The 24,267-nt window shown below is 70.2% G+C and carries 30 protein-coding genes; 28 read left to right on the top strand and 2 right to left on the bottom strand.

Translation table 11 applies throughout. The features are described 5' to 3' along the window. The first annotated feature begins 90 nt into the window (after window positions 1-90). The 8 genes from hemC (at window position 91) to VFL28_14085 (ending at window position 7,284) form a co-directional block, all read left to right on the top strand. Window positions 91-1,044, top strand: coding sequence for a hydroxymethylbilane synthase (hemC, locus tag VFL28_14120; GenBank protein ID HET7265797.1), 954 nt, complete (start codon window positions 91-93; stop codon window positions 1,042-1,044). After that, window positions 1,041-1,844 (top strand): uroporphyrinogen-III synthase, encoded by an 804-nt coding sequence (locus VFL28_14115; GenBank protein ID HET7265796.1) that lies wholly within the window; start codon window positions 1,041-1,043, stop codon window positions 1,842-1,844. The genes hemC and VFL28_14115 overlap by 4 nt, the downstream gene beginning before the upstream one ends. Beyond that, complete coding sequence (hemB, locus tag VFL28_14110) at window positions 1,817-2,827, top strand: porphobilinogen synthase (GenBank protein HET7265795.1); 1,011 nt, start codon at window positions 1,817-1,819, stop codon at window positions 2,825-2,827. Before VFL28_14115 ends, hemB begins: the two co-directional genes overlap by 28 nt. 61 nt (window positions 2,828-2,888) lie before the next feature. Further along, on the top strand, window positions 2,889-3,629 hold the full coding sequence (locus VFL28_14105; protein HET7265794.1) for a glycosyltransferase family 2 protein: 741 nt from the start codon (window positions 2,889-2,891) through the stop codon (window positions 3,627-3,629). Then, entirely contained in the window at window positions 3,611-4,294 is a 684-nt protein-coding gene (bshB1, locus tag VFL28_14100) for a bacillithiol biosynthesis deacetylase BshB1 (protein HET7265793.1), read from the top strand. Before VFL28_14105 ends, bshB1 begins: the two co-directional genes overlap by 19 nt. Further along, the gene (locus tag VFL28_14095; protein HET7265792.1) at window positions 4,291-5,835 is read left to right on the top strand and encodes a hypothetical protein; all 1,545 of its coding nucleotides are present in this window, start codon (window positions 4,291-4,293) and stop codon (window positions 5,833-5,835) included. The genes bshB1 and VFL28_14095 overlap by 4 nt, the downstream gene beginning before the upstream one ends. A gap of 13 nt (window positions 5,836-5,848) precedes the next feature. Beyond that, on the top strand, window positions 5,849-6,625 hold the full coding sequence (ccmA, locus tag VFL28_14090; GenBank protein HET7265791.1) for a heme ABC exporter ATP-binding protein CcmA: 777 nt from the start codon (window positions 5,849-5,851) through the stop codon (window positions 6,623-6,625). After that, window positions 6,607-7,284, top strand: coding sequence for a heme exporter protein CcmB (locus VFL28_14085; protein ID HET7265790.1), 678 nt, complete (start codon window positions 6,607-6,609; stop codon window positions 7,282-7,284). Before ccmA ends, VFL28_14085 begins: the two co-directional genes overlap by 19 nt. A 71-nt stretch (window positions 7,285-7,355) precedes the next feature. Here VFL28_14085 and VFL28_14080 read toward each other — a convergent pair whose 3' ends face one another. Both VFL28_14080 and VFL28_14075 read right to left on the bottom strand, forming a co-directional pair. Continuing rightward, window positions 7,356-8,330 (bottom strand): sensor histidine kinase, encoded by a 975-nt coding sequence (locus VFL28_14080; GenBank protein HET7265789.1) that lies wholly within the window; start codon window positions 8,328-8,330, stop codon window positions 7,356-7,358. A 53-nt stretch (window positions 8,331-8,383) separates the two neighbouring features. After that, window positions 8,384-9,094, bottom strand: coding sequence for a response regulator transcription factor (locus VFL28_14075; protein ID HET7265788.1), 711 nt, complete (start codon window positions 9,092-9,094; stop codon window positions 8,384-8,386). 263 nt (window positions 9,095-9,357) lie between these two features. On the opposite strand from VFL28_14075, the gene VFL28_14070 reads away from it, so the two are divergent. The 20 genes from VFL28_14070 to VFL28_13975 all read left to right on the top strand — a co-directional run bounded on the left by VFL28_14070 (window position 9,358) and on the right by VFL28_13975 (window position 24,232). Next, window positions 9,358-9,906, top strand: a complete 549-nt coding sequence (locus tag VFL28_14070) for a sulfocyanin-like copper-binding protein (protein ID HET7265787.1) — start codon at window positions 9,358-9,360, stop codon at window positions 9,904-9,906. A 40-nt stretch (window positions 9,907-9,946) separates the two neighbouring features. Then, the gene (locus tag VFL28_14065; GenBank protein ID HET7265786.1) at window positions 9,947-11,353 is read left to right on the top strand and encodes a hypothetical protein; all 1,407 of its coding nucleotides are present in this window, start codon (window positions 9,947-9,949) and stop codon (window positions 11,351-11,353) included. A gap of 225 nt (window positions 11,354-11,578) precedes the next feature. Beyond that, on the top strand, window positions 11,579-12,103 hold the full coding sequence (locus VFL28_14060) for a sulfocyanin-like copper-binding protein (protein ID HET7265785.1): 525 nt from the start codon (window positions 11,579-11,581) through the stop codon (window positions 12,101-12,103). A gap of 12 nt (window positions 12,104-12,115) precedes the next feature. Continuing rightward, the gene (locus tag VFL28_14055) at window positions 12,116-13,591 is read left to right on the top strand and encodes a hypothetical protein (GenBank protein ID HET7265784.1); all 1,476 of its coding nucleotides are present in this window, start codon (window positions 12,116-12,118) and stop codon (window positions 13,589-13,591) included. A gap of 224 nt (window positions 13,592-13,815) precedes the next feature. Beyond that, entirely contained in the window at window positions 13,816-14,370 is a 555-nt protein-coding gene (locus tag VFL28_14050) for a hypothetical protein (protein ID HET7265783.1), read from the top strand. Next, complete coding sequence (locus tag VFL28_14045) at window positions 14,371-14,502, top strand: hypothetical protein (GenBank protein HET7265782.1); 132 nt, start codon at window positions 14,371-14,373, stop codon at window positions 14,500-14,502. 47 nt (window positions 14,503-14,549) lie between these two features. Continuing rightward, window positions 14,550-15,239 (top strand): cytochrome c biogenesis protein CcsA, encoded by a 690-nt coding sequence (ccsA, locus tag VFL28_14040; GenBank protein HET7265781.1) that lies wholly within the window; start codon window positions 14,550-14,552, stop codon window positions 15,237-15,239. Next, the gene (locus tag VFL28_14035; GenBank protein ID HET7265780.1) at window positions 15,236-15,361 is read left to right on the top strand and encodes a CcmD family protein; all 126 of its coding nucleotides are present in this window, start codon (window positions 15,236-15,238) and stop codon (window positions 15,359-15,361) included. The genes ccsA and VFL28_14035 overlap by 4 nt, the downstream gene beginning before the upstream one ends. Next, a complete protein-coding gene (locus VFL28_14030) occupies window positions 15,358-15,789 on the top strand; it encodes a cytochrome c maturation protein CcmE (GenBank protein HET7265779.1) in 432 nt (143 codons plus the stop codon). The genes VFL28_14035 and VFL28_14030 overlap by 4 nt, the downstream gene beginning before the upstream one ends. Window positions 15,790-15,792: 3 nt before the next feature. Beyond that, window positions 15,793-17,781: a heme lyase CcmF/NrfE family subunit gene (locus VFL28_14025; protein ID HET7265778.1), complete on the top strand. Its 1,989-nt coding sequence runs from the start codon at window positions 15,793-15,795 to the stop codon at window positions 17,779-17,781. Next, complete coding sequence (locus tag VFL28_14020; protein ID HET7265777.1) at window positions 17,778-18,056, top strand: hypothetical protein; 279 nt, start codon at window positions 17,778-17,780, stop codon at window positions 18,054-18,056. Before VFL28_14025 ends, VFL28_14020 begins: the two co-directional genes overlap by 4 nt. Beyond that, on the top strand, window positions 18,053-19,054 hold the full coding sequence (locus VFL28_14015) for a carboxypeptidase-like regulatory domain-containing protein (protein ID HET7265776.1): 1,002 nt from the start codon (window positions 18,053-18,055) through the stop codon (window positions 19,052-19,054). Before VFL28_14020 ends, VFL28_14015 begins: the two co-directional genes overlap by 4 nt. A 116-nt stretch (window positions 19,055-19,170) precedes the next feature. After that, window positions 19,171-20,043, top strand: a complete 873-nt coding sequence (locus VFL28_14010; GenBank protein HET7265775.1) for a c-type cytochrome — start codon at window positions 19,171-19,173, stop codon at window positions 20,041-20,043. Window positions 20,044-20,113: 70 nt separating this feature from the next. Further along, window positions 20,114-20,779, top strand: coding sequence for a hypothetical protein (locus tag VFL28_14005; protein HET7265774.1), 666 nt, complete (start codon window positions 20,114-20,116; stop codon window positions 20,777-20,779). A 12-nt stretch (window positions 20,780-20,791) separates the two neighbouring features. Then, window positions 20,792-21,931 carry a cytochrome b N-terminal domain-containing protein gene (locus VFL28_14000; GenBank protein HET7265773.1) on the top strand — a complete coding sequence of 380 codons (1,140 nt, stop codon included), beginning with the start codon at window positions 20,792-20,794 and terminating at the stop codon, window positions 21,929-21,931. 2 nt (window positions 21,932-21,933) lie between these two features. Continuing rightward, window positions 21,934-22,200 carry a hypothetical protein gene (locus tag VFL28_13995; protein HET7265772.1) on the top strand — a complete coding sequence of 89 codons (267 nt, stop codon included), beginning with the start codon at window positions 21,934-21,936 and terminating at the stop codon, window positions 22,198-22,200. Next, window positions 22,197-22,391 carry a hypothetical protein gene (locus VFL28_13990; GenBank protein HET7265771.1) on the top strand — a complete coding sequence of 65 codons (195 nt, stop codon included), beginning with the start codon at window positions 22,197-22,199 and terminating at the stop codon, window positions 22,389-22,391. Before VFL28_13995 ends, VFL28_13990 begins: the two co-directional genes overlap by 4 nt. Beyond that, window positions 22,384-23,541, top strand: coding sequence for a cytochrome b N-terminal domain-containing protein (locus VFL28_13985; GenBank protein HET7265770.1), 1,158 nt, complete (start codon window positions 22,384-22,386; stop codon window positions 23,539-23,541). The genes VFL28_13990 and VFL28_13985 overlap by 8 nt, the downstream gene beginning before the upstream one ends. Further along, window positions 23,529-24,053, top strand: coding sequence for a hydrogenase iron-sulfur subunit (locus tag VFL28_13980; protein HET7265769.1), 525 nt, complete (start codon window positions 23,529-23,531; stop codon window positions 24,051-24,053). Before VFL28_13985 ends, VFL28_13980 begins: the two co-directional genes overlap by 13 nt. Further along, window positions 24,053-24,232: a hypothetical protein gene (locus VFL28_13975; protein HET7265768.1), complete on the top strand. Its 180-nt coding sequence runs from the start codon at window positions 24,053-24,055 to the stop codon at window positions 24,230-24,232. Before VFL28_13980 ends, VFL28_13975 begins: the two co-directional genes overlap by 1 nt. The last annotated feature ends 35 nt before the right edge of the window (window positions 24,233-24,267 follow it).

Raw genomic sequence — 24,267 nt, 5'->3', positions numbered from 1 at the left:
AAGGCGGCCCGCCCGCCGGCGCCGCGCAAGCGCACCGCGAAGCGGGGACGCCGCTAAGCCGGGGGCCACGGTCACCGCGGCGCGCGCGTGATGGCGAGGAGACTGCGGGTTGGCACGCGCGGGAGCCCGCTCAGCCTGCGTCAGACGCGGCTCGCCATGGACGCGCTGCGCGCGCACGAGCCCGACCTCGAGGTCGAGACCGTCGTGATCCGGTCCGCGGGCGACCGCGCCCCGGACGTGCCGCTGGAACGGCTCGAAGGCATCGGTTTCTTTGCGAAGGAGCTCGAGGCAGCGGTCGCGGACGGCCGCTGCGACGTCGCCGTTCATAGCGCGAAAGATCTTCCCACCACGCTGCATCCGCGGTTGTGCCTCGGCGCCGTGCCGGCGCGCGAAGATCCGCGCGACGTCCTCATCTCGCGCGGCGGGGTGCCGCTCGCGGCGCTTCCGCCCGGCGCGCGGGTCGCGACCAGCAGCCTGCGGCGGGCCGCGCAGCTGCGCGCGCGGCGCCCCGATCTCCGGATCGTATCGATCCGGGGCAATGTGGACACGCGGCTCGCGAAGCTCGACCGCGGCGATGCCGACGCGCTCTGCATCGCCGCGGCGGGGCTGATCCGGATGGGGTGGGAGGACCGCGTGTCGGAGTGGCTCGCGCCGGAGGTGATGCTGCCTGCCCCCGGACAGGGCGCCCTCGCCGTGGAGGCGCGGCGCGGCGACGCGGTCGTCCTCGACCTGTTGCGCCGCATCGACGACCCCGCGACCCACGAAGCGGTGCGCGCCGAGCGCGCTTTCGTCGCGCGGCTCGGCACGGGGTGCCGCGCACCCGCCGCGGCAATGGCGTCGGTCGACCACGGGCGCGTCACGCTCGAGGGTCTGCTCGCCGGCGAAGACGGACGCGTCGTGCGGCGGCACCGCGGCACGGCGCCGGTGGGCGCCGCCCGGTGGCTGGGTCTCTGCGTGGCGGACCGCGTGTTCGCCGATGCGGCCGAGATCGCCGGCGCCGTGCCGGCGGCCGCGCCGGTCGAACCCGCCAGGCGCGCCCGGTGAGCGGCTCTCTCGCCGGCCGGCGCGTCGTCGTCACCCGGCCGCGAGATGACGGGCGCCTCCGGCGCCTGCTCGAGGCCGAGGGCGCGGTGGTGCTCGAGTTCCCCGCAATCCGAATCGTTCCGCCGTCCGACTACGGCCCGCTCGACGAGGCGCTGCGGAACCTTCCCGCCTACGATTGGGTGGTGTTCACGAGCCGCAACGGCGTGGCCGCGACGGTCGACCGCATGGGGGCGCTCGGGATGGCGCCCGGCGCGCTCGCCGGGGCGCGGCTTGCGGTGATCGGGCCGGGTACCGCGGAGGCCCTTCGCGAGCACGGCCTCGAGGCGGCGCTCGCCCCGGAGGAGTTTCGCGCCGAGGCGCTTGTCGCGGCGTTCGCGCGGCGGGACCTTCACGCCGCACGTGTGCTGATGCCTCGCGCCGCGGTTGCCCGGGACGTCCTGCCCGTGGGGCTCCGCGCCCTCGGGGCCGCGGTGGACGTCGTGCCGGCCTATCGCACCGAACCGGCCGCGCCGGCGCCGAACGTGCTCGAGGCGGTGCGGGCCGGACGCATCGACGCGGTGACCTTCACGAGCTCGTCCACCGTCCGGTACTTCCTGCAGCTGGCCGGACCCGACGCGCGCGGCCTCCTCGCGGGCGTGTGCGTGGCCTGCATCGGCCCGGTCACGGCCGAGACCGCCCGCGCCGACGGGCTCCGGGTGGGCGCGGTGGCCTCGACCTACACGCTCGCCGGCCTCGTCGATGCCCTGCGCGGCGCGCTGGGCGCGCCGCCGGGATGTGTGGTACCCTCCGGAGGGCGATGAGCACAGGCTTCCCGAATCGAAGGTTCCGGCGCCTAAGGCGCACCGAGCACCTTCGCGCGATGGTGCGCGAGACGGCGCTCCTGCCCTCGGATCTGATCGCTCCGCTGTTCGTGAAAGAGAACGTCCCGCGGCCGGTTCCGATCCCGGCGATGCCGGGGCAGGTGCAGCATACCCCGGCCAGCGTGGTCGAGGAGTGCGGGGCGCTGGCGGAGGCGGGCGTGTCCGCGGTGATGTTGTTCGGCATCCCGTCGCACAAGGACGAAGCCGGAACCGCGGCCTGGGACCCGGAGGGCGTCGTGCAGCAAACCCTCCGGCGCCTTCGCGGCGAACTCGGCGACCGGCTCGTGCTGATCCCCGATCTCTGCCTCTGCGAGTATACGTCGCACGGGCACTGCGGCGTGATCCGGGACGGCGGCGTCGACAACGACGCGACGCTCGAAGTCTACGCTCGTATCGCGCTGTCCTACGCCGACGCGGGCGCGGATTTCGTGGCGCCGTCCGGCATGATGGACGGGCAGGTCGGAACGATCCGGGGGGCGCTGGATGCCGCCGGCCGCGCCGGCGTTGGAATCCTCGCCTACGGCGCCAAGTACGCGTCCGTGTTCTTTGAGCCATTCCGCCACGCCGCGGAGAGCGCGCCGAAGTTCGGCGACCGTCGCGCCTATCAGATGGACCCCGCCAACGCCGACGAAGCGGTCCGCGAGATTCAGGCGGACATCGACGAAGGCGCCGACATCGTGATGGTCAAGCCGGCGCTGCCGTACCTCGATGTGCTGCGGCGGGTGAAAACGGCGTTCGGCATGCCGACGGCTGCGTACCACGTGAGCGGCGAGTACGCCATGCTGAAGGCCGCCGCGGCGAACGGGTGGCTCAACGAGACGCAGGCGATGTTCGAGGTGCTCACGGCGATCCGCCGCGCCGGCGCGGACCTGATCCTCACGTACTTCGCGCGCGACGCGGCGGAACGGTTGCGCAAAGGCTGACCGGCGGCCGCCGGTCCGCGGGGCATAGCCGCGGCCGCCCCGTCGTTGCACCCCTTAGCCTATGAGCCGATCGGAGCCGCCCCTGCGGGCCGTGGTCGTCATGCCGCTCTACAACGAGGCGCCGACGCTCGCCGGCGTGCTCGACGAAGTGCGCCGCCACACCGCCGCGCGCATCCTGGTCGTGAACGACGGGTCCACCGACGGCTCGGCGGAAATTCTCGCGGCGGCCGAGCGGCGGCTGCCGGATGTGCGCGGGCTTACACACGCGCAGAACGAGGGGTACGGCCAATCGTTGATCGACGGGTTCCGCTACGCGATCGGCGGCGGGTTCGATGTCGCCGTGACGATCGACTGCGACCGGCAGCACGAGCCGCGGCTCATTCCCGATTTTCTCGCCGCCGCGCGGCGGTTTGACATCGTCTCCGGCAGCCGCTATCATGCCGAAGCGCCGGGCGACCAGGACCCCGCGCCGCCCGACCGGCAGCGTCTCAACGAAGAGATCACCCGCATCATCGACGAGCTGACGGGCTACCGGCTCACCGACGCGTGGTGCGGGTTCAAAGCGTACCGCATCGCCGGGCTGGCGCGGATGCGGCTCGACGAACGCAGCTACGGGATGCCGCTGCAGGTGTGGCTGCAGGCCGCGAGATTGGGCCTCACGGTTACGGAGATCCCGGTGCCGCGCATCTACAAGAACCCGGAGCGCCGGTTCTGGGGCGGTCTCGACGACCCGCAGGCCCGGCGCACGTACTATCTGGCGATCATCGACCGCGAGGTGAGCCGGTGGCGAACGTCCTCGTAATCGGCGCGCATCCCGACGACGCCGAGATCGGCATGGGCGGCACCATCGGCGCGCTCGTGGGGGGCGGCGACACGGTCACACTCCTAGACCTTACGAACGGGGAGCCGACGCCGACGGGCTCGCCGGAGCGGCGGCGCGCGGAGAGCGAGGCCGCGGCGCGCGTCCTCGGCGTGGACCGGCGGATCACGCTGCCCCTGCCCAACCGGTATCTCATGGATACGGTGGAGAACCGCGTCGCCGTCGCGGAAATCGTTCGCGAGGTGCGGCCCGACACGCTGTGCATTCCGTACTGGGTGGACGCGCATCCCGACCATCTCGCGGCGGAGCGCCTCGGCGAGGCCGCGCGCTTCTACGCGAAGCTGACGCGCACGGACATGCGCGGAGCGCCGCACTATCCCGACCGGATCCTTCATTTCTTCTGTACGCACTACCGGCTGCAGGTCGTCCCCGCGTTTATCGTCGATATCTCCGATCACATCGAGCGCAAGCTGGAAGCGGTGGCCTGCTACCGTTCGCAGTTCAACGACGAGCGCAACAACCTCGGCATTCTCGACACGATCCGGTCCGTCGCCGCCTATTGGGGCAGCCGGATCCGCCGGCCGTACGGCGAGCCCTTCGCCGCCAAAGAGCCGATCGGCGTGGCGACCCTCGGGGTCCTGTTGTGACGCCCGAGTCCGTCGCGGTGCAAACCGAGTACGCGATCCCCGCGCGCTCCGGCGAGACGCTGTTCGTCCCGCCGGCCGACCGCCTCGCGGCGCTGATCGCCGTCCACGATCCGGGAGACGGCGCGGTGTTCGACGTCCCGCTGCGCGAACTTCGTCGGCGGACGCGGGAGCGCATCGCGGGGCTCACCGGGACGGCGATCGGGAACCGCCCGCTCGTCCTGATGGGGCATCAGCCGGTGTTCTTTCACCCGGGCGTCTGGATCAAGTATTTTCTCCTCAGCGGGCTGTGCGGCGTCAACGGGGCGGTCGGGCTGCACTGCATCGTCGACTCCGACGCGACCGGACCGATCGCCGCCGAGATCCCAACCGGACGGGAGGACGTGGCGCGCGTGACCCGCACGCTCGTCCCGCTGCCGGACGACGTGCCTCTCGAGGCGGCGGCCGTCCCGGCGCCGGACGCCTGGGCCGCGTTTGCAAACTCGGTGCGCGCCGATCTCGTCGCGCTCGGCAGCGCCGAGCTTTTGGATCGGTTCGCCGCGTTCGCGGGCGCGGAGCCCGCGGTGCGCCGCCGCGCCGCGGCGCTCCCCGCGTACCTCGACGGCCTGCGCCGTGCGTTCGAAGCCCGCGCGGGCGAGCCGCGCTACGCCACCGTGGACGTGTCGGCGTTCGGGTCCGCCGCGGAGTTCCAGGCGTTCGCGCTGCACCTCGCGCAGGATCCGGCCCGCACCTTCGCCGCCTACAACGGCTGTCTGGACGACTACCGCCGCGCGCACCGCGTCCGCTCCGCGGCCAATCCGTTTCCGAACCTCGTTCGTTCCGGCGGCCGCACGGAACTGCCGTTCTGGATTCTGCACGGCGGCCGCCGGGCGGATCTGTACGGCGCGCGGGAGGGAGCGGACCTCGTCCTCGGCACCGCGGATCGCGCGCTCGCGACCGTTCCGGCCGGCCCGGCCGGCGTCGAGGCGCTCGCCGCGTCGGGCGTCTCGCTGCGGCCGAAGGCCCTCACGCTCACGCTGTTTGCCCGCCTGTGCCTCGGCGATCTCTTCATTCACGGCGTCGGCGGCGGCCGGTACGACCGCGTCACGGCGCCGCTCGCGGAGCGGCTGTTCGACGCGCGGCTCGCGCCGTACGCGGTCGCCACGGCGACGCTGCATCTCCCGCTCGGCGAGGCGCGCGATCCCGGCGCGGAGCGGCGCACGCTCGAGCGGCGGCTCATGGACCTCCGTCACAATCCGGACCGGCACCTCGCCGAGGCGGGCGAGGCCGAGCGGCGTCTCGTCGACGAAAAGTGGCGGCTGATCCGCGAGGTGGAGGCGATGCGCCCGGGCCGCGAGCGGCGCGCGGTGACCCACCGGATCCGCGAGGTGAACGGACTTCTCTCCCAGACGCTCGCACCCGAGATCGAGCGGGTCGCGGCGCGGCTCGCGGCCATCGCCGCGGCGCCGCAGGCCGACGAGGCCGTACAGTTCCGCGGCTACCCGTATTTCTTGTTCGAGCCGACCGACGTGGCCGCGCTCATTCCGCCCCTCGGCGGCTCCTGACGGTCTCACGGCTGTGAAGACCGCCCCGGACGCCGCCGCTCCCGCGGCTCAGGCGCCGCAGACGGCGGCGATCGGCGCCCGCGATCTCTGGCGCGCGTTCGGCCGTGAGCGCGTGCTGCGCGGAGTCTCGCTCGAGGTGCCGGCGGGCGGCGGTCTCGCGATTCTTGGTCCGAACGGCTCCGGCAAGTCGACGCTCCTGCGTGTGCTGGCCGGCCTGCTGCGTCCGCGGCGCGGCGCCGTGCTCGTCGCGGGCGAGGACATGTTCGCGGACTACCGGGTCAGGGGACGTGTCGGGTTCGTCGGCCACGAGCCGATGCTGTACGGCGGCCTCACGGTGGGCGAAAACCTGAATCTGTTTGCGGCGCTGTACGGCCTCGCCGCGCCGGACGAGAGAATCGAGGAGATCTGCGGGCTGCTCGGCCTGGCGCCGTATCGGGAGACGATCGCGGGCCGGCTCTCGCGCGGGCTCAGCCAGCGCGCGTCGGTGGCGCGCGCGATCTTACACCGGCCGGACGTCCTGCTGCTCGACGAGCCGTTCGCCGGGCTGGACCCGGACGCCGCCGCGCAGCTCGCCGCGCATCTCGCCGAGTTTCGCCGCGGTGGAGGCGCCGTGGTCCTCTCCACCCACCAGGCCGTCGAGGCGCTGCGCGTCTGCGGTCTCAATGTCGCGGCTGTCGGCCGCGAGTCGGCCGGCGAGGCGCGCGTCCTCCGCGGCGGGCGCCTCGGTGCGCCGCTGCCGCTCTGCGGCGCCGACGCGGCGGCGGTCGACGCGTGGTACGGCGCGCGGTGAGGGCGGCCGCCGCGCTCGTCTGGAAGGACGTGCTCGCGGAGCTGCGCACGCGTGAGCTCGTGACGTCGATGAGCCTCGTCGCGTTTCTCGCGCTCGTGGTGCAGGGACTCGCGGTCGGCAGCGGTCCCGCGCCCACGGTCACCGCCGCGATCCTGTGGATCACGGTCGTCTTCGCGGCGACGCTCGGCCTCGCGCGGACGCAGACGCTCGAACAGGACCGCCAGGCGTTTTCGGGTGTGCTGCTGACCCCGGTCGGCCGCGGCACGCTGTTCCTGGCCAAGGCGGCCGCCAACCTGCTCGTGACGTTCATGATCATGGTGGTGATCGTCGCCGCCGAGACGGTGCTCGTCGCCCCCGACCTCGGCCGGCGCATTGCCGGAATCGCGCTGCCGCTTGCGCTCGGCGGGGCGGGGTTCGCGGCGACGGGCACGCTCCTCGGCGCGATGGCCGCGGCGACACGCCTGCGCGAAGTGTTGCTGCCGATTTTGCTGGTGCCGGTCACGCTGCCGGCGATCGTCGTGTCGCTCTCCGGAGTGACGGCCGCCCTCGAGGGTGCGCCGTTCGCCGCGGTACTCAAATCGGCCGGTTTTCTCGCGGCGTTCGACGTGGTCGTGCTCGTCCTGGGCGTGTGGTTGTTCGAGTACGTGGTGGAGGAGTGAAGCGCTCGGCGAGGCGGACGCCCGCGACGTCGGTGCACGCCGCCGTCGGCCAGACCTAGCGGACCGGCGCGTTACGACGGAATCCAGGCGCTGATTTCCGTGCCCCCGCGGGGGCTCGTGACGAGCTCCAGGCTGCCGTTCAGCAGCTCGGCCCGCTCCCGCATGCCGAGCAGGCCGAGATGGCCCTTGCCCGCCGGATCCCGATTGCCGTTCAAGATGAACCCCGCGCCGTCATCCGCCACGCGCAGACGTACCCCGGCCGTGTCGAACCGAAGCTCCACGGCGAGACGCATCGCCGCGGCGTGCCGTTCCACGTTGCGGATGGCTTCCTGCGCGATCCGGAAGAGCCCGAGCTCGGTCTCGGCGGCCAGCCGGCACACGGTGCCCTCGACGCGGAACTCTCCGGCCGCGCCGGTTTGAGCCTGGTACCGGGTGACGAGCTGCTCGATGGCGGCCACGAGTCCCAGGTCGTCGAGCACCGCCGGGCGCAGCGCGCGAATGCGCTCGCGCAGCTCGTGCACGATCCGTTCGGCGGACCGGCGGGCATGCTGCATGCCGGTCAGGGCGTTTTCGTTCGCCTCGAGCGCGTGCTTCAGATCGTCGAGCGTGCGGCAGTGGATCATGAGATCCTGGATGGTTTCGTCGTGCAGGTCCTGGGCCAGGCGCTGCCGCTCCTCTTCCTGTCCGCGCAGAATGGCGCGGGCGTATGCCGTTCGCGCCGCGCGCTCCCGCCCCACCCAATGCGCGACGTATACTCCAGCGCTCACGATGGCGGCGAGGAGAAACAACTGTTCGATCCGCGGGGTGCCGCGGTGCTCGAGCAGCATGACCGGGAGGTCGACAGCTACGCACCAGAGGGCCGTGACCGCCGCGCGCGCGAAATCGAACGCGACGGCGGCGTACGTCACCGGGATGAAGAACAGCGTGACCAGCACGATGCTGATCACCGAGTCGTCCGTGAGCAGGACGTCCGTTCCGAGGTCGGCGGCCGCAAGGATCAGGATCAGCGCCTGGATCGTCCAGAACCGGCGGTCTCGGATCGGCACCCTGAGGCGCGCACCTGCCGCAGGGAGCGCCGCGCGGGCCGCCCCGCCGCCCGTCACGTCCCGCCGTCGCCGGCGGGATCCGTCTGATCCACGGTGTGCAGCAGGTGGCGGCCCAAGGCGAGCGTTACCGCCTCGGTGCGAGACGACACGCCGAGTTTGGTGAAGATGTGCTCGAGGTGGGTTTCGATCGTGCGCGCGCTGAGCTTGAGCCGTTCGGCGATCTCCCGGTTGTGCAGGCCGCGCGCGACGAGGTCCAGGACCTCGATCTCGCGGCCGGTGATGGCGCCTCCGCCCGGCTTGGCCGTCCCGGCGGCCTGCGCCCAGTACCGGGCCACCTTGCGGGCGACGACGGGATGAAGCACCGGCGTGCCGCGGTGCACGCTCCGCACGGCCTCCGCCAGGCCCTGGCCCGAGACGTTCTTGAGTAGGTACCCGAGCGCCCCCGCGTTCATGAGCGCGATGACGTACTCGTCGTCGTCGTACGCCGTCAGCGCCATGACCCGCGTGCCCGGAACGGCATGGAGGATACGGCGCGTGGCCTCGACGCCGTTCAGCCGCGGGAGCCGGATGTCCAGAATGACGACGTCCGGCCGCAACTCGCCCGCGCGCTCGACCGCGTCCAGACCGTCGGCCGCTTCGCCGATCACCCGCACGTCGGGCAGGGCGTCGAGAATTCGGCGTGTCCCCTCGCGGAATACCGGATGGTCGTCGACGACGAGCACCCGGATGCGCGCAACTCCGCTATCGGTCTGATCGGAGTTCATACCGCGTTTATGGTAGAGTCCCGGTTCCGAGCCCGGTATAGGGCGACTCACCGATACCCACTCGGGCCTTCGCCGTAATGTCCGGCCCGCAGGTGCCTCCTCCTCTTCCCGCCGCCTCTTCGCCGGTAGGGCATCCGTAATTCAACGGACGGACCGAACACCGACGCAATTTCGGTGTTTTATCCGATACCGCGCCCGGGGCGACCCCTTTACCATGTGTGGTAATTGCTTACAAGAATGCCACACCTATACCGAGGTGGCGCGTGCGAGACCGGCGGGACGCGGCAAAGACACGGGGACGGGTACTGCGGTGGGGGTTCGCGATCATGGTACTGGCGGGGGCGGGCGCGATGGCGTTCCGAACGCCGATTCTCCACGCGGCGGCATCACACACCGCGGAAATCACGATCACCGGGAACAAGACGTCGAGCGGAGGTTTTGCCTTCAACGGCTACCAGCGGGGCGGGATGACCGTGACCGTGCCGGCCGGCTGGGAGATCGTCGTGCACTTTGAGAACGCCGACGCCACGAGCCACAGTTTGGCCGTGCTGGCGTCCGGCGCCCACTCGCAGGTCAGCCCCTCGTCCACCCCGGCGTTCGCCGCCGCGACCACCGGCAGTTTCTCGTCCGGACTCGCGAAGGGCGGGCAGCAGACGTTTTCGTTCGAGGCGAGCAAGCCGGGGACGTACGAGTTCGTCTGCGGCGTGCCGGGGCACGCGGTCTCAGGCCAGTGGGACGCGCTGATCGTGTCCCCGACCGCGGCGACGCCGAGCGTGACACCGCCGGGCGCCGCCGCCATCACCGCAAAGTAGGTCGCATCATATCCCGGTTCCGACGATAGGGGGGACGAGCATGACTGTGGGTCGCCGGACGGTGCTGCTCGGCATCCTGGCGTGTGCGCTGGCCCTGTGGTGGATCTCTCCGGCCGAAGCCCTGCCGAGCTTCTCGGGGCAGACCGGCGCGCCGTGCAGCGCCTGTCACCTCGGCGGCTTCGGACCGTTCCTCACGCCGTTCGGGATCTCGTTCAAACTCAACGGCTACTCGATGCGCGGCGGGACCGGGCCGTGGTCCCACATGCCGTTCAACCTCCAGTTCTATCCGTCATACACCAACCTCGGCAAGGACCGTCCGACCGCGCCGGTGGGCTATGGGTCAAACAACTTTGTGACGCCGGGCTGTGCCTCGTTCATCGTCGCGACCGGGCGAACGTTCGGCAAGGACGGCTCCTGGGGCGTGGGCGGAGTCGGCAAGATGTGGATCAACCTGAACGCGCTGGTCGTGGGTGCCGGCACGGTCAACTTGTCTGAAGCACCGTCGGACTTCAAGCTCACGAAGCAGATGACGCTCGGCGGCAAGCCGTTGGTCCTCGGATTCGATCTGAACAACAAGATGACCGAGGGCGACCCGTGGGACGGTGCGCTCTACGGGTACGCTTTCCCGCTGAGCTTCGTCGGCTCGAACATGGTGGCCGGCAACGCCTCGCCGGTCGGCGCGGGGCTCGGGACATCGAACTACGGCACCAGCCTATACGCGTTTTGGAACAACAGCCTGTACCTGCAGGCCGGCATCTACCAGACGATGGCCACGTCGACGATCAGCACGCTCGGAAAGGTGCCGCCGCCGAGCCTCGGCTTCATCAACGGCAGCGCGCCGTACTTCCGGGTCGCGTGGCAGCAGTCGTGGGGCGAGAACTACCTCGAAGTCGGCGCCCTCTACGTCGACGTCCCGGTCACCATGATCCCCGGGTTCGCGAACCAGAGCGCGCAGAACGAATTCCGCGATTTCGGCCTGGACGTCACCTATCACCGGTCGTTCGGCCGGAACACGCTGACGTTGCTCGCCAACTACCTCCACGAAGACCAGGACCGGACGGCGTCGTTCGCGGCCGGCAAGTCGTCGAACGCGAGCGATTCGCTGAACCAGTTCCGCGTCGCGGCGATGTACGATTGGAACGCGACGTACGGCGCAGTCCTGGCCTACAATGGGATCTTCGGCAGCACGGACACCAAGCTGTATCCGGCCGCGACGCTCACCGGCAGCGCGGCCCATAGCCCGGAAACCCAGGTGATCATCGGAGAGATCAACTGGACGCCGCACGGCAACAACACGGGGCCCGGGTTCCCCTGGCTTAATTACCGCGTCGGCCTGCAGTATCGTTACTACATCGAATTCAACGGCGCGACGACCAACTACGACGGCAAGGGCCGCAACGCGAGCGACAACAACGTGCTGATGCTGTACACTCTGTTCTCATTCTGATCATCCAAGACCGTTCCACAGAGGCGGGAGCCGGCCGGCGACGGGACCGGCTCCCGCCTTCAGGTTTTCGTTAGAGTGCCGGCCCCGCCGGGACCGCGCGCCCGCGATAGGATAGACGACCGATGCCAGATCGGTATCCCATCCGATGCTATCCGTGGATTCACGCGCTTATGATACTCTACGGTTGTTTGGGACCAAACGCCGAATCTGTGTCGAGGTGAGGACGTGAAACAGCGGCAGGCGGGGACGCGGCGGATCTTCGTTGTTGCGGCGCTGGTGGCGGCCGGGGCGATGGCGCTTGGAACGCCGCTGCTGCACGCGGCGGCGCATACCGCCGAGGTCACGATCGTGGCCAACAAGACGGCGAGCGGGGGATTCGCCTTCAACGGCTACCAGCGCGGCGGGATGACGGTCACCGTTCCGGCCGGCTGGGAGATCGTCGTGCATTTTGAGAACGCGGACGCGACCAACCACAGTGTCGCGGTGGCGGCATCCGGCGGCCACACGCAGGTCACGCCGCCGTCCAGCCCGGCTTTCGCCGGCGCGATGAGCGGCAACTTCTCGTCCGGACTCGCGAAGGGCCAGACGCAGACCTTCACGTTCGAGGCGAGCAAGGCCGGGACGTACGAGTTCGTCTGCGGCGTCCCCGGACACGCCATCTCCGGCCAGTGGGATGCGCTCGTCGTGTCCGCGACGGCCACGGCGCCGAGCGTGACGCCTTCGGGAGCAGCCGCGATTACCGCTAAGTAAGGAGGACGGACAATGCGCGGGCATCGCTGGGCGGTCGCCGTGGTGCTGACCGCCCTCGTCGTAGGACCCGGAATGCCGGACGTTCAGGCGGCCGGCGGGCCGTCGATTACGCTTTCGCCTGCGCACGGGCTGCCGGGCGCACAAGTCCGGCTGGCCGGCACCGGCTTCACGCCGGGGGCGCAAATGGCGGTCGGCTGGCTGTCGGAAGACGGCAAGTACAAAACCAAGGCCGACAAGGGCATGGTGACCTGGTCGGGCGTCGAGTATCAGCCCGCCCCGACGCTGCTCGGCCGCGCCGTCGCGGATTCCCAGGGCCGCATCGCCGTGGCGTTTACCGCGCCGGAGGACCTCTGGGGACCGCATCAGGTCGCGGCGGTCCTCGACGGCCGCCAGGTCGCCCAGGCCGATTTCCACGTTGAGTTCGGCGCGGCGATGACACCCACGAGCGGGCCGGTCGGAACGCCGATCGAGGTCGTCGTCCACGGGATGGCCCCCGCGCCGTGGAACACCTCCGCGATCCGGTACGATAACCGCTACCTCGGCTTCGTTTCCGCGGTGACCACGCGCGGGGTGGCGCGCGCGCGCTTCCGCGCCGCGGGCGCTCCCGGCCCTCACGCCGTGCAGTTCGACGTGGCCTCCGCCGGAACGCCGTACCTCAACCCGCAGCAGGGCGCCGGGTGCACGATCCTTCATCTCTGCATCGACCGGACGTGGACGTTTACCGTCACAGCCGGCGGGGCCGTGCCCCCGAACCGCCTGGAATGGCCGGATCCCGCGCGCGTGGCCAGGCTCTCGCAAGACGCCGCCCGCGCCATGGTGGCGACATCGGAGCCGGCACAGGGCGTCTCGCTTGCCGTCACCCCCGCCGCGGGTCCGGTGCTCTCGACTTTCGCCGTCGCGGCGACGGGACTGCCGGGCGGCAGCACCGCGGACATCGTGTGGGCCACGATGGGCGCAGGCAACCGCATGACCGGAATGTCGCCCGTCGTGACCAACAGGCTCGTCGCCGCCGCGGCCAAGCCCGACGGCTCGCTCGCGCGACAACTCACCGTCCCGGACGACTTGGGCGGATGGCACATGCTGCAGCTTGTGCAGCACGGCAAGGTCCTCGCGTCGGCGCCGTACTTCGTCCAGCGTAGCCTGGTTGCCGTTGCGCCCGCGCGGGTCAAACCGGGCGAGCGGTTCAAGGTCGAGATCAAGGGGATTGGGTGGACCGAACTCGACAACGGGGTCGCGGTGACCTACGACAACGGGTACGAAGGATACGCCTGCGGCTTCAACAGCCGCGGAGACGTCGCGGTCTACCTGACCGCAACCGGCGGACCGGGCGTGCACCTGATCGACCTGTATCCGATGATCTACGAAGGGAAGGACCGCACGGTGCTCACCTATCAGGTGCCGCATCTCACGGTCCTCGACGACGGTCCTGGCCTCGCGCTCGGATACGCGCTGCCGGTCTTTCGGCTCGCGGTGGTGGTGGCGCCGTGATCTTGCCGGCTCCAATCTGGCGGTGCCGGCGGCGGTCGGGGAGGGGAGCCTGGACGGCTCTCCTTCTTACTGTGGCCGCCGGCTCGGCTGTCGTTCTGGAGCCGCCGCCGGCCGGGGCGAATCCGGTCCCCACGGTCTCCGAGGCCGCGGGAGCGCCGCTGCCGTTGTCGGGTCAGACCGCCCTGATAGTCATCGAGCCGGCCGAACGTTCGCTTCGAGTAAGTGTGATTCAGCGGCTGGCGACGGTGTCCGATCACGTGGTCCTCGGCACCAAGCAGGACCGCTTGGCGCTGCCCCTGCCGGAGATTTCGCCGCATCCCGTGCAAGCGCAGCCGGTCGAGTTCGTCGGCGGATGGCGCAGTCCGCGGGAGGCGAACGGGGTCATTACCGATGCCGTGCCCGCGCTCTTCACGACCGGGGAAATGGCGTATGCGTTCGTCTTCCAGCCTAGTGCGGCCACGGCGGCGCTCCGCTGGACGATGCCGTACGGAGCGGCCGACGTCGAGCTGCTCGCACCGGAGCACGGCATTCGGGTCTCGGGAGTGCGCCTGCGCGGCGGCGACGTGGTGACCGAGCGCGGCCGGCCCTACCGGCGGTGGTCCGCGGGGCCGATCGGTCCGGGCGAGGCGTTCGCGGTGCGCCTCGACGGTCTCCCCGCGCCGGAAGGGCGGTGGCCGGAAGTGGTCGCCGGCCTCTTCGCGGTCGTCCTTATCTCCGCGTTGGTCATGGCGCTGCGCCGGCGGCCGATGCCGCCACAGCCGGGAAGGGAGCCGGCGTGAATGGCGATGGTCGTGACCCGCGCGCCGGCGTGGATCGAGAGCATCGCGATTCCGGCTCCCGCACGGGCTCCGGAGATGACGCGCGCCTCCCTTGGACGGCTGTACCGGTCGCGGCCGAACGATACGTTCTGAGCGGCCGCGCCCGCGTTTGTTGAAAGGGCTTCGCGGGCTTTGTTATCATGAATGACGTGCGTCGAACACCGGACGGGTGGCTCGTGTGGGCGATGGGGGGCCTGATGCTCGCCGCCCTCTACGGGGCGTTCATCTACGCGCCGCGCGAGAGCATCATGGGCGATGTCCAGCGCATCTTCTACGTGCACCTGCCGCTGGCGTGGGTCGGGTTCGTCGCCTTCGGCCATTCCGCGTGGGCGGCCGTGCAGTATCTGCGAACCGCCCGGCGGGGCTGGGACGTCGCGAGCGCCGCGGCCGCGGAGATCGGCGTGCTGTTCGCGAGCCTCGTCATCATCACCGGCTCGCTGTGGGCGCGGCCCGTGTGGAACACCTGGTGGACCTGGGATCCGCAGCTCGTCACGTACCTGATTCTGTGGTTCATCTACGCGGGGTATTTGCTGCTCCGGGCCGCCGCCGGCGACGACGACCGCCAGCGCCGGATCGCCGCGGTCTTCGCGATCGTCGGGTTCGTCGACGTGCCGCTGGTGTGGTTCTCAGCCCGGTACCTCCGGGCGCTCTCGCCCGTGATCTTCACCTCCCACAGCGTCGGTCTGGCGCCGCAGATGGCGTGGGCGCTGCTCGTCGGCCTCGTCGCGTGGAGCGTCGTGTACGTCCTGCTGGTGCGGCTTCGGATCGGCCTCGGCGTGATGGAGGCGCAGGTCGAGGCGCTTGCGGACGACCGGGCGCGGACGGCATGACGTATCTCTTCTGGTCGTTCGCGGTGGTCTGGGCCGCGCTCTTCGTCTACGTGCGCGCGTTGATTCGCCGTGCGCGCGCCCTCGAGGACGAGGTGAAGCGGCTCGGCGGAGGCGCGGCGTGAGCGCCGCCGCCCGACCGCGCGGCGCGGGACGCCGCACGCTCGTCTTCGCCGGCGGCACGGTGCTCATCGTGCTGTCGCTGGCCTATCTCGTCTACGGCGGCATCCAACAGGGGGCGACCTACTGGGTGACGGTCGGCGAGCTGCGGCAGCGGGCGTCGTCGCTTCCGCCGCGGGTGCGCCTCGGCGGGACGGTCGCGGCGGGCACCGTACGCTGGGACGACGCGCACCGGCACCTGTCGTTCGTAATCACCGACGGCGCGTCCACGCTGCCGGTGCGCTACACGGGCGTCGTGCCCGACATCTTCGCCGAAGGTCGGCAGGTGGTGGTGGAGGGCGGCATCGCGCGGGACGGTGCCTTCGACGCGACCACGCTGCTGGCGAAGTGCCCGACGAAGTACAACCCGGCGGATCCCAAATCCCCGCGGTGAGGCGTGGCTAGCCTCGGCCGGTTCGCTCTCCTCGGCGCGCTCGCTCTGACCTTGTACGCCATCGCCGGAGCGACGGTCGGCGCGCGCGCCCGCCGCGCGGAGTTCGTCGCGAGCGCGGTCCGGGCCCTCGGCGGGTCCGCGGCGATGCTCGGCGCGGCCGCGATTGTACTCTGGTACGCGCTCGCGACCCGCGACTACACCTTCCAGTACGTCGCCGCGCACGTCAATGACGCACAGCCGTTCATCTACGATCTGACGGCCTTCTGGGGGGGTATGGAAGGCTCGCTGCTGCTGTGGGCCCTCGTGCTGGCCGGCTACTCGCTGCTGGCCCTCCGGGCGGTCGGTCGCACGCAGCCTGCGCTGGTTCCCGGGATGGTCGTGGTGCTCGGCGGCGTGGCAGCCTTCTTTCTCGTGATGCTGACCGCGGTCGCGTCGCCGTTCACGACCGTGCCGTTCCCGCCGGCCGACGGAGCAGGCATGAACCCTCTGCTGCTCAATCCCTGGATGGCGATCCATCCCCCGACGTTGTATCTCGGCTACGTCGGTCTGACGGTGCCGTTTGCGATCGTCATGGCGGCCCTCGGGTCCGGGCACGCCGCCGACGGCGGCGTGCTGCTGGCTCGGCGCTGGATGGTCTGGGCATGGTACTGCCTCAGCATGGGGTTGTGGTTCGGCGCGAAATGGTCGTACGTCGTGCTCGGATGGGGCGGGTACTGGGCGTGGGACCCGGTGGAGAACGCCGCCTTGATGCCGTGGCTTGTCGCGACCGCCTTCATTCACTCGGTGATGATTCAGGAACGCCGCGAGATGCTGAGCCGCTGGAACGTCGTGCTCGTGATCCTCGCGTTCGGCCTGTCGATCTTCGGCACGTTCCTCACCCGCAGCGGCGTGCTGAGCAGCGTGCACTCGTTCACGCAGTCGTCGCTCGGCACGCTGTTCCTCGTGTTTCTCGCCGGGACCCTGATCGCGGCGTTTGCCGTCGCGGCGTGGCGGTGGGACGCCCTGCGCGGCCGGTACGAGCTCGACGCGGCGCTGTCGCGGGAGAGTGCGTTCGTCCTCAACAACGTGCTGTTTCTCGCGATTGCGCTGGCGGTGTTCCTCGGCACGGTCTTTCCCGTCATCTCCGAAGTACTGACGGGCCGGCGCATCAACGTCGGCCCGCCGTTCTTCGACCACGTCGTCCCGCCGCTTGCCGCGGGCCTCCTGGTGCTGATGGGCGTAGGACCGCTGCTCGCCTGGCGCCGCTCCTCGGCGGAGCACCTACGCCGCAACTTCCTGGCGCCGGGCGCCGCGGGCGTGGCCGTCGCCGGGGTGCTGCTCGGCGCGGGCATGCGGGCGTCCGGGCCGGTTCTCGTCTTCGCGCTCGCCGGCTTTGTGGCGGGCACGATTGTCCTCGAATTCGCCCGCGGGATGCGCGTCCGGCAGTCGCTGCGCGGCGAGGCGGCGCCGCGGGCGTTCGTGGCGCTCATCGCGCGCAACCGCCGGCGCTACGGCGGCTACATCGTGCACTTCGGGATGCTGCTCCTGCTCTGCGGCGTGACGGGTTCGTCCGTCTTCGCGACGCAGCGCGTGGCGACGCTCGCACCGGGTGAGAGCGCGGCGGTCGGACCGTACCGGGTGCGCTACGAGGGCCTCGGACAGGCGACCGCGCACGGCGCGCTCGTCGTCGGCGCGCGGCTCCGCGTCTTCGACGGGGCGCGGGACCTCGGCCCGCTCACCGCCGCGCGCAACTTGTATCTCAACGGCCGCGACTCGACGAGCGAGGTGGCCCTGCGCAGCACGCCGCGGGACGACCTGTACATCACGCTCGTCGGTTGGGCGGCGGACGGGCGGGCGACGCTGCGGCTGCTCGTCAACCCGCTCGTGATGTGGATGTGGGCCGGCGGCCTTGTCCTCAGCGTCGGCGCGATCATCGCGATGCTGCCGGAGGCGCGTCCGGGGCCGGCGGTGGTGACGGTGCCGGCGCGCCTCGTCGGGACCGCCGGACGGTGACCGCGGCGATCGCGGTCGCGCTCGCCGCCGTGGCAGCGTGGTACGTGCTCGCGCCGCTCTGGCGCCGCAGGGAGGGCGCCGGGGACGGCGTCGTGTTCGACGAGCGTCCGCGGCTTCTGCGGGAGCGCGAGGCGGCCCTGCGGACGCTCCGTGACCTCACGCTTGACCACGCCACCGGCAAGATGAGCGACGCGGACTACGAGTCGCTGCGGGCTCGGCAAGAGGCCGTGGCGATCGACGCGCTACGGCGCCTGGACGCGATGGGCGCGCGGTGACGTTGGTCGCGGTCCTTGCCGCCGCGGTCATCGCGGCCGCGGGCGTTCCCGGCCGGGCCCCGGCCGCGCCGCCGGCGGGGCCGGGGCCCGGCGACGCGAGCGGCGTCATCCGCGGGCGGGTCATCGACCGGACGGCGCCCGCGCATCCCGTCGCGGGGCAACTCGTGCGCCTGGAGATCGTCGAGCGCGGAGCGTCGTCCGAGCGGCAGACGCGGACCGGCGCGGACGGCGCCTACGTTTTCTCGGGCCTGCCGGTCGGCGGCCTAAAGATCTTCCTCCTGACCACCGACTACCAGGGCGCCACATACGAAGGGGCGCAGCGCATCGTGCTCACCGCGGACGCCCCGGCGCGCGACCTGCCGTTGACCGTCTACGAAGCGGGCGCGGACCGCCGCGCGCTGCGCGGCGCGCTCCTTTTCGCCGTGGTGGACGTCGTACCCGGGGCGCTGCGCGTGACGACGGTGGAGCAGGTGCGGAACCCCACCGACCGCACGGTCGTGGCCACCCCCGCGGACCCGCTGGCGTTCCCGCTGCCGGCCGGAGCCGGTGCGGTGCAGCCGCTCGACGGCTGGCGCGACCCGCACACGGAGGACGGCCGGATCACCGACACGCGCGCGATCCTCCCCGGCACGGCCCAAGTCACCTATGCCTACCAGGAACGTCCGCGGAGCGGTGACGCGGCGCTCGCGTGGACGCTGCCCTTCGGCGCGGCGCGCGTCGAGATTCTAGTGTCGGACACCGACATTCGCGTCGCAGCGGACGGACTCCGTCCCGCAGACCCGGTCACGACATCGGGACGGCGGTACGTCCACTGGTCGGGCGGTTCGGTCGGGGCCGGGCAGGCCGTGTTGGTCCGTTTCTCCGGCCTACCGGCCGGCGAGGACCGGTGGCCCGGAGCGGTCGCCGCGGCGCTGGCGGCCGCGCTGGCGGCGGGGCTCGGCGTCGCTCTGCGGCGGTCGGCGGCGAAGACGCGCGTCCCGGCCTCGAGCGCCTCCTGAACCGACGCAGACCCGGGAAGGGGAGCCGCGCGACCGCGTGGAAAGAAAATTCCCCGCGCACATTTCGCCACAAGCGGCCGTGCGTTCATGCAGGGCATGGAGGAGCGCGAATCCGCATGTCCACCGGGTTTTGGGGACGGCGTGCACCCGCGGCGTTGGCCGTGCTTGCGGCCGCGTTGGTCGCCGCCGGTTGCCAGGGCCGGGTCGGGATGACCGGCGCCACGGTCGGCCTGAGCCTGCCCCCAACCCAATACGTCGAGATCCCGCTCGTCACGGATGAGAACGAACGGCCTATCGTCCCCGACGCGATCGAAGGCAAGAAGGTGTTTGATGCCAACTGCGCCGTCTGCCACGGTCCCAAAGGCGACGGCAACGGGCCGATGGCGGCAACGCTGACCGCCCCGGACAAGGACGTGCTGACGGCCTTGCTCGGCGTGTTTCATCTCGAACTGCACCGGCCGCCGCTGCCGAGCAAGCCGGTCAACTTCCACAACCGTGACCTCGAGGCGGTCGTCAGCCCGGCGATCATGTACGAGACGGTCACCGGCGGGCGGCCCCACACCGCGATGCCCGCGTTCGGGCCGGCGGCGTCGTTCGGCGCGAACAAGGCCCAGGACCTGACGAACGCCGAGCGCTGGGACGCGAACGCGTACGAGATGATGTTTCGCACGAGCCCCGAGGAGCTCAGCGCGGCAAAGCAGCTCTACGACCAGCAGTGCGCGGCGTGCCACGGTGTGAACGGCGACGGCCGGGGCCCCCGCGGCGCGGAGATGGCCGGGCAGCTGTGGTCGTGGGCGCGGCACGAGGGCCCCGGCATCTTCACCGATCCGAACCAGATGGTGCAGCGCAACCCGAGCGAGCTGAGTAACGCGATCCTCGACGGTCACGGGCTGATGCCGTCGTTCCGTGGCAAGCTGACCAAGCAACAGCTCGACGGGCTGGTGGACTACGTCTACACGTTCTTCTACAAGCATCCGCCCATCAAGTGACCCCGACCTCGCGGAACGGGACAGCGGCGCAGTATGATGACGCTGGGGGCACTAGGAGGCGAGTGAGGCGATGAAGTTCGATCGGCGGCGGTTGCTGAAGACGCTCACGGCGATCCCGATCGTCGGGGGCATTCTGGCGATCCTGTCGCCGCTGCTGCGGTTCCTGAAGCCCAACGTTGGTCCGTTCCAGATCGACCTGACGAAGCGCGACACGCCGTCCGGCGGCGCGCAGATCGTCGGCTCCACGGCGTCGCTCCAGAAGCCGTGGGACTACTTCTACTTCACGTACATCCAGTCGTACCCTCAGTACGACGTGGACGGGGCCAAGAAGGCCAACATCGCCGGCGTGGCGCTCAAGCTGCCCCAGAAGGTCAAGTTCGTCAACGCCTCGGGATACGTCGGGTACGACGGCGAGACCGACGTCGTGCTGTTTCAGCGGATCTGTCCACACCTCGGCTGCATCTTCAACTTTATTCCGGACTGGCACGAAGTCACGGCCGGGTACGGCGGCTTTGTGCCGCCGAGCTGGGAGAAGCACTCGCTGATGGCGTGCCCGTGCCACCTCAGCATCTACGACCCGCTGTATCCGAACGATCCAGGCAACGTGATCTCGGGGCCCGCGCCGCGCGGCGCCCGCTACTTCAAGTTCGAAATCAAGGGCCAGGACATCACCGTCACGGGCGCGGAGACGGGCGGGATCGCGCAGTGCCCGCAGCCCGGCCGCGTGGAGGCCTAGCGCGTGGAGGCGATGCTGGCCAACCTCAAGGAGTGGCTGCACGACCGCAAGCAGCATCTCGACCTGTTCGACGAAACCAAGACGGCGCAGCAGGACAACCCGCTGTACATCGTCGGCGGGCTCGTCTGGCTGACCTGGATGATCGTCATCGTTTCCGGCATCATCCTGATGGTCTGGTACATTCCGACGACCACCGGCGCCTACCGCTCGATCATGCACCTGACGGAAGACATCCCGTTCGGCTGGCTCGTGCGCGGCTTCCACAAATACGGCGCGGACATGCTGGTCATTTCGATCACGATCCGCATCTACCGCATGTACTTTGCCGGCGAGTACAAGAAGCCGGGCGAACTGTCGTGGATGATCCTTTTCGCGTCGCTGGTGCTCGCGATGATCTCGGGCATCACCGGCTACGCGCTGATCTGGAACCAGCGGGCGTTTTGGGCGGCCAAGACGGTCCTGACCGTGCCCACGTACTACGACGAGATTCCCGGTGTCGGGCAGACCGGCATCGGGCACGCGATCGCCTACATCTTTCTCGGCGGTCCGGCGCTCGGGCAGCCGACGCTGACCCGGTTCTACGCAATCCACTACGGAATCTCGATCGTCTTCGCGATTCTGGCGGAGATCTTCTTCTACCGGACGCGCCGGCGGCGCCTCAATCTCTCGTTCTTCACGATCGGTCTGATACTCGCGTTCCTGACGTACGTGAGCTTCGATCAGCTCACGGCGATGGGACGGTGGGCCAACCCGAACCGGACTCCGCTGCCGATCCTCTCGGACTGGTACTTCCTCGCGCTGTACCAGCTCGTGAAGTACATGCCGCCGCTCTGGGCCGGCATCGCGCCGGGCCTGCTGATCGGCTACGGCATGATCGTGCCGTTCCTCGACCGGACCAAGGAGACGCGGCCGCTCGAGCGTCCGTTCTTCTTCGTCGTCGGCGCGTACGCGCTCGCGCTCTTCATCGGGTTCACGACGCTGATCATGCTTAACATCGCGGTCATCAGCCGGGACCCGCCGATCATTCTGGCGGTGACGATCGTTGTGCTGTCGTTTGCCTTTATCTGGGAAATGGTGCACCGGCGCCGTAAGGCGCAGGCCGCCGCAGCCCGCCGCCCGGTGCCCGCCGGCCGCCCGGCGGCCGCGTCCTGAGCATGTCCAGGCGCAAGCTGACGTTTTGGGCGCTCTTGATCGTCGCGACGCTCGCGTTGAGCCAGTTCCTCGCGGCGTGGCGCGACTGGCGCGCGGCGCCGACGCTCGACCACGCCTCCGCGGCGCTCGTGCTCGGACTCGGCCTCCTCGCGGTGATGGGCTGGCTCGGGTTTCTGCTGTACGAGGTGGACCGGGCGGCCGGCCGGATCCGCCACCATGTCGGCGTGTACGAGTGGGTGATCGCGATGAAAAAGGGCGCGGCCCGATGACCGAGCGCGAGTCGCGCTACGGCGGCTGGATCCTGATCCTCTCGCTCGTGAGCTTGGCCGCGGTCGTGGCGATCGCCTGGGGCGAGCTCGCGGGGCAGCGGCTCGTCGGCGGCGTCGCCGTCGGTGTGATCCTGCTGGCGTACTCGTTCATTCTCCTATTTCTGAGAAAGGGAGGATTCACGGGTGTATAGCCGGGCGCTCGCCCGTCTCCTGGATTGGACGCTCCGGCTGGACGTGGCGATCAACCGCGTCTACCCCGAGGACTTCAATCCACTGTACTATACCGGGGGCCTGTCCAACCTGTTCCTGACGATCCTGGTGCTGTCCGGCATCTTCCTGTTCCTGTACTACATCCCGTCCTTCAACGACGCGTACATCTCGGTGCAGTTCATCACGAACCAGGTTCCGTACGGCCAGATCATCCGCGGCGTCCATCGGTACGCCGCCGACGGCTTCATGATCGCGGTGCTGCTGCACTTCTTCCGCAACTGGTTCACAGACCGGTTCCGCTTCTCGCGCGACGAGCCGTGGATCAGCGGCATGATGCTGTTGCTGTTCACCGGGTTCCTCGGCGTGACCGGTTACGTGCTGGTGTGGGACGAGCGCAGCCAGCTGATCGTCGCGCTGACCGGGCGCACGCTGGGCGCGGTGCCGTGGGTCGGCGGGTGGCTGCAGAACGAGTGGCAGGGGAGCGCCGGCATCTCCAACCTGCTGCTCCCGCGCATGCTCTATCTGCACGTCGGGCTCGCGGTCCTCCTGTACATCCTGCTGTGGTGGCACTACGTGCGCATCCGGCACCCGAAGGTGTGGCCGCCGGCGGTCTGGACGCTGTTCTCGCTCGGCCTGGTCTTTCTTTTGACCGGCCTGCTGCCGGCGGCGAGCCAGCCGGCCGCGCGCCCGGATGCCGTGCCGCAGGCGCTCGCCGTGGACTGGCTCTTCCTGCTGCCGTACGTGGGCCTCAAGGTGCTGTCGCCGGTCGTCCTGGTGGCGCTGGCCGTCGTTATCGTGGTGTACGGCCTGTACATTCCGTACCAGCTGCCGGAGACGCCCTCGGCGCTCGGCATCCGCGACTCCGGGATCGCGCAGGTGGTCGACGCGAATTGCACGGGCTGCGAGTTGTGCTACTACGATTGTCCGTACAACGCGATCGTGATGACGCCGAGCCCGCACCCGGGCGTCACGAAGGCGGCGCAGGCCCGGAAGCTGTTCGCGGTAGTGTTGGAATCGCGGTGCGTCGAGTGCGGCATCTGCATCGGCGCGTGCCCGTTCGAGGCGCTCGAGCTGCCGCGGATGCTTGAACGCGACGTTCAGGAGAAGGTGGTGGCGGCATGCCGGAGCTAGCGCGGCAGCCGGGTCGCCCGCGCATCGTCGGGTTCCTGTGCGATTTCGCCGTCGACGCGTCGTCGTTGATGGACGCCGACGGGACGATGCGGGATGCGCCGAACGTCAAACTGATCAAGGTGCCGTGTTCCGGCTTCATCCGGCCCGCCTGGCTGGAGTTCGCGCTGCGCAACGGCGCGGAAGGGGTGTTCGTCTGCGGCTGTCCGCTCGGCGACTGCTTCAACCGCCTCGGCAACAACCTGATCGGGGACCGGGTCGTGCAGCTGCGGCGGCGGTTCGAGCGGCAGAAAATCCATCCCGACCGTATTGCGGCGATCTACTTCGGGTTGCACGATCAGAAAGAGTTTGTCGCCGGGGTGAAGGCGTTCAGCGACCGCGTCGCGCAGCTGCCCGGGCCCGTGGTCCCGGCGCCGCGCGCGCCCGGCGGTGGTCCGACCCGTCCCCAGGCGCGGCCGGCCGGCCGGGGCGCAGAGCAGGCCGCCCCGGCGCCCGAGGCTCAGGAGGAATCGTGATGGCAGAGCACCGGCCTGCAGCGGCTTCCGGCGCGGCGGGCGGCGCACGCGCGGGTCAGCGCGACGCCGGCGCGCCTCCGTCCCAGAGCAGCATCTATTGGCGCTACTTGATCTTCTGGCTGTTGTTCTTTGTGCTCGTCTATTTCGTCACGCTCTACGGTATCGTCGCCGAAGCCTAGACTCGTGGCCGCCGTACGGAGGCCCGGGGCCCTGG

Source organism: bacterium (assembly GCA_035691305.1).
In the GTDB taxonomy this organism is placed as follows: Bacteria; Sysuimicrobiota; Sysuimicrobiia; order Sysuimicrobiales; family Segetimicrobiaceae; genus DASSJF01.
This window is presented reverse-complemented; position numbering and strand designations above follow the sequence as displayed.

Coding starts and splice junctions, on each gene's coding strand:
- ccsA (HET7265781.1), top strand. CDS start 14,550: ATGAATGACGTGCGTCGAACACCGGACGGGTGGCTCGTGTGGGCGATG.
- VFL28_14055 (HET7265784.1), top strand. CDS start 12,116: ATGCGCGGGCATCGCTGGGCGGTCGCCGTGGTGCTGACCGCCCTCGTC.
- VFL28_14005 (HET7265774.1), top strand. CDS start 20,114: ATGAAGTTCGATCGGCGGCGGTTGCTGAAGACGCTCACGGCGATCCCG.
- hemB (HET7265795.1), top strand. CDS start 1,817: ATGTGTGGTACCCTCCGGAGGGCGATGAGCACAGGCTTCCCGAATCGA.
- VFL28_14010 (HET7265775.1), top strand. CDS start 19,171: ATGTCCACCGGGTTTTGGGGACGGCGTGCACCCGCGGCGTTGGCCGTG.
- VFL28_13975 (HET7265768.1), top strand. CDS start 24,053: ATGGCAGAGCACCGGCCTGCAGCGGCTTCCGGCGCGGCGGGCGGCGCA.
- VFL28_13995 (HET7265772.1), top strand. CDS start 21,934: ATGTCCAGGCGCAAGCTGACGTTTTGGGCGCTCTTGATCGTCGCGACG.
- VFL28_14045 (HET7265782.1), top strand. CDS start 14,371: ATGGCGATGGTCGTGACCCGCGCGCCGGCGTGGATCGAGAGCATCGCG.
- hemC (HET7265797.1), top strand. CDS start 91: ATGGCGAGGAGACTGCGGGTTGGCACGCGCGGGAGCCCGCTCAGCCTG.
- VFL28_14075 (HET7265788.1), bottom strand. CDS start 9,094: ATGAACTCCGATCAGACCGATAGCGGAGTTGCGCGCATCCGGGTGCTC.
- VFL28_14035 (HET7265780.1), top strand. CDS start 15,236: ATGACGTATCTCTTCTGGTCGTTCGCGGTGGTCTGGGCCGCGCTCTTC.
- VFL28_13980 (HET7265769.1), top strand. CDS start 23,529: ATGCCGGAGCTAGCGCGGCAGCCGGGTCGCCCGCGCATCGTCGGGTTC.
- VFL28_14000 (HET7265773.1), top strand. CDS start 20,792: ATGCTGGCCAACCTCAAGGAGTGGCTGCACGACCGCAAGCAGCATCTC.
- VFL28_13990 (HET7265771.1), top strand. CDS start 22,197: ATGACCGAGCGCGAGTCGCGCTACGGCGGCTGGATCCTGATCCTCTCG.
- VFL28_14105 (HET7265794.1), top strand. CDS start 2,889: ATGAGCCGATCGGAGCCGCCCCTGCGGGCCGTGGTCGTCATGCCGCTC.
- VFL28_14065 (HET7265786.1), top strand. CDS start 9,947: ATGACTGTGGGTCGCCGGACGGTGCTGCTCGGCATCCTGGCGTGTGCG.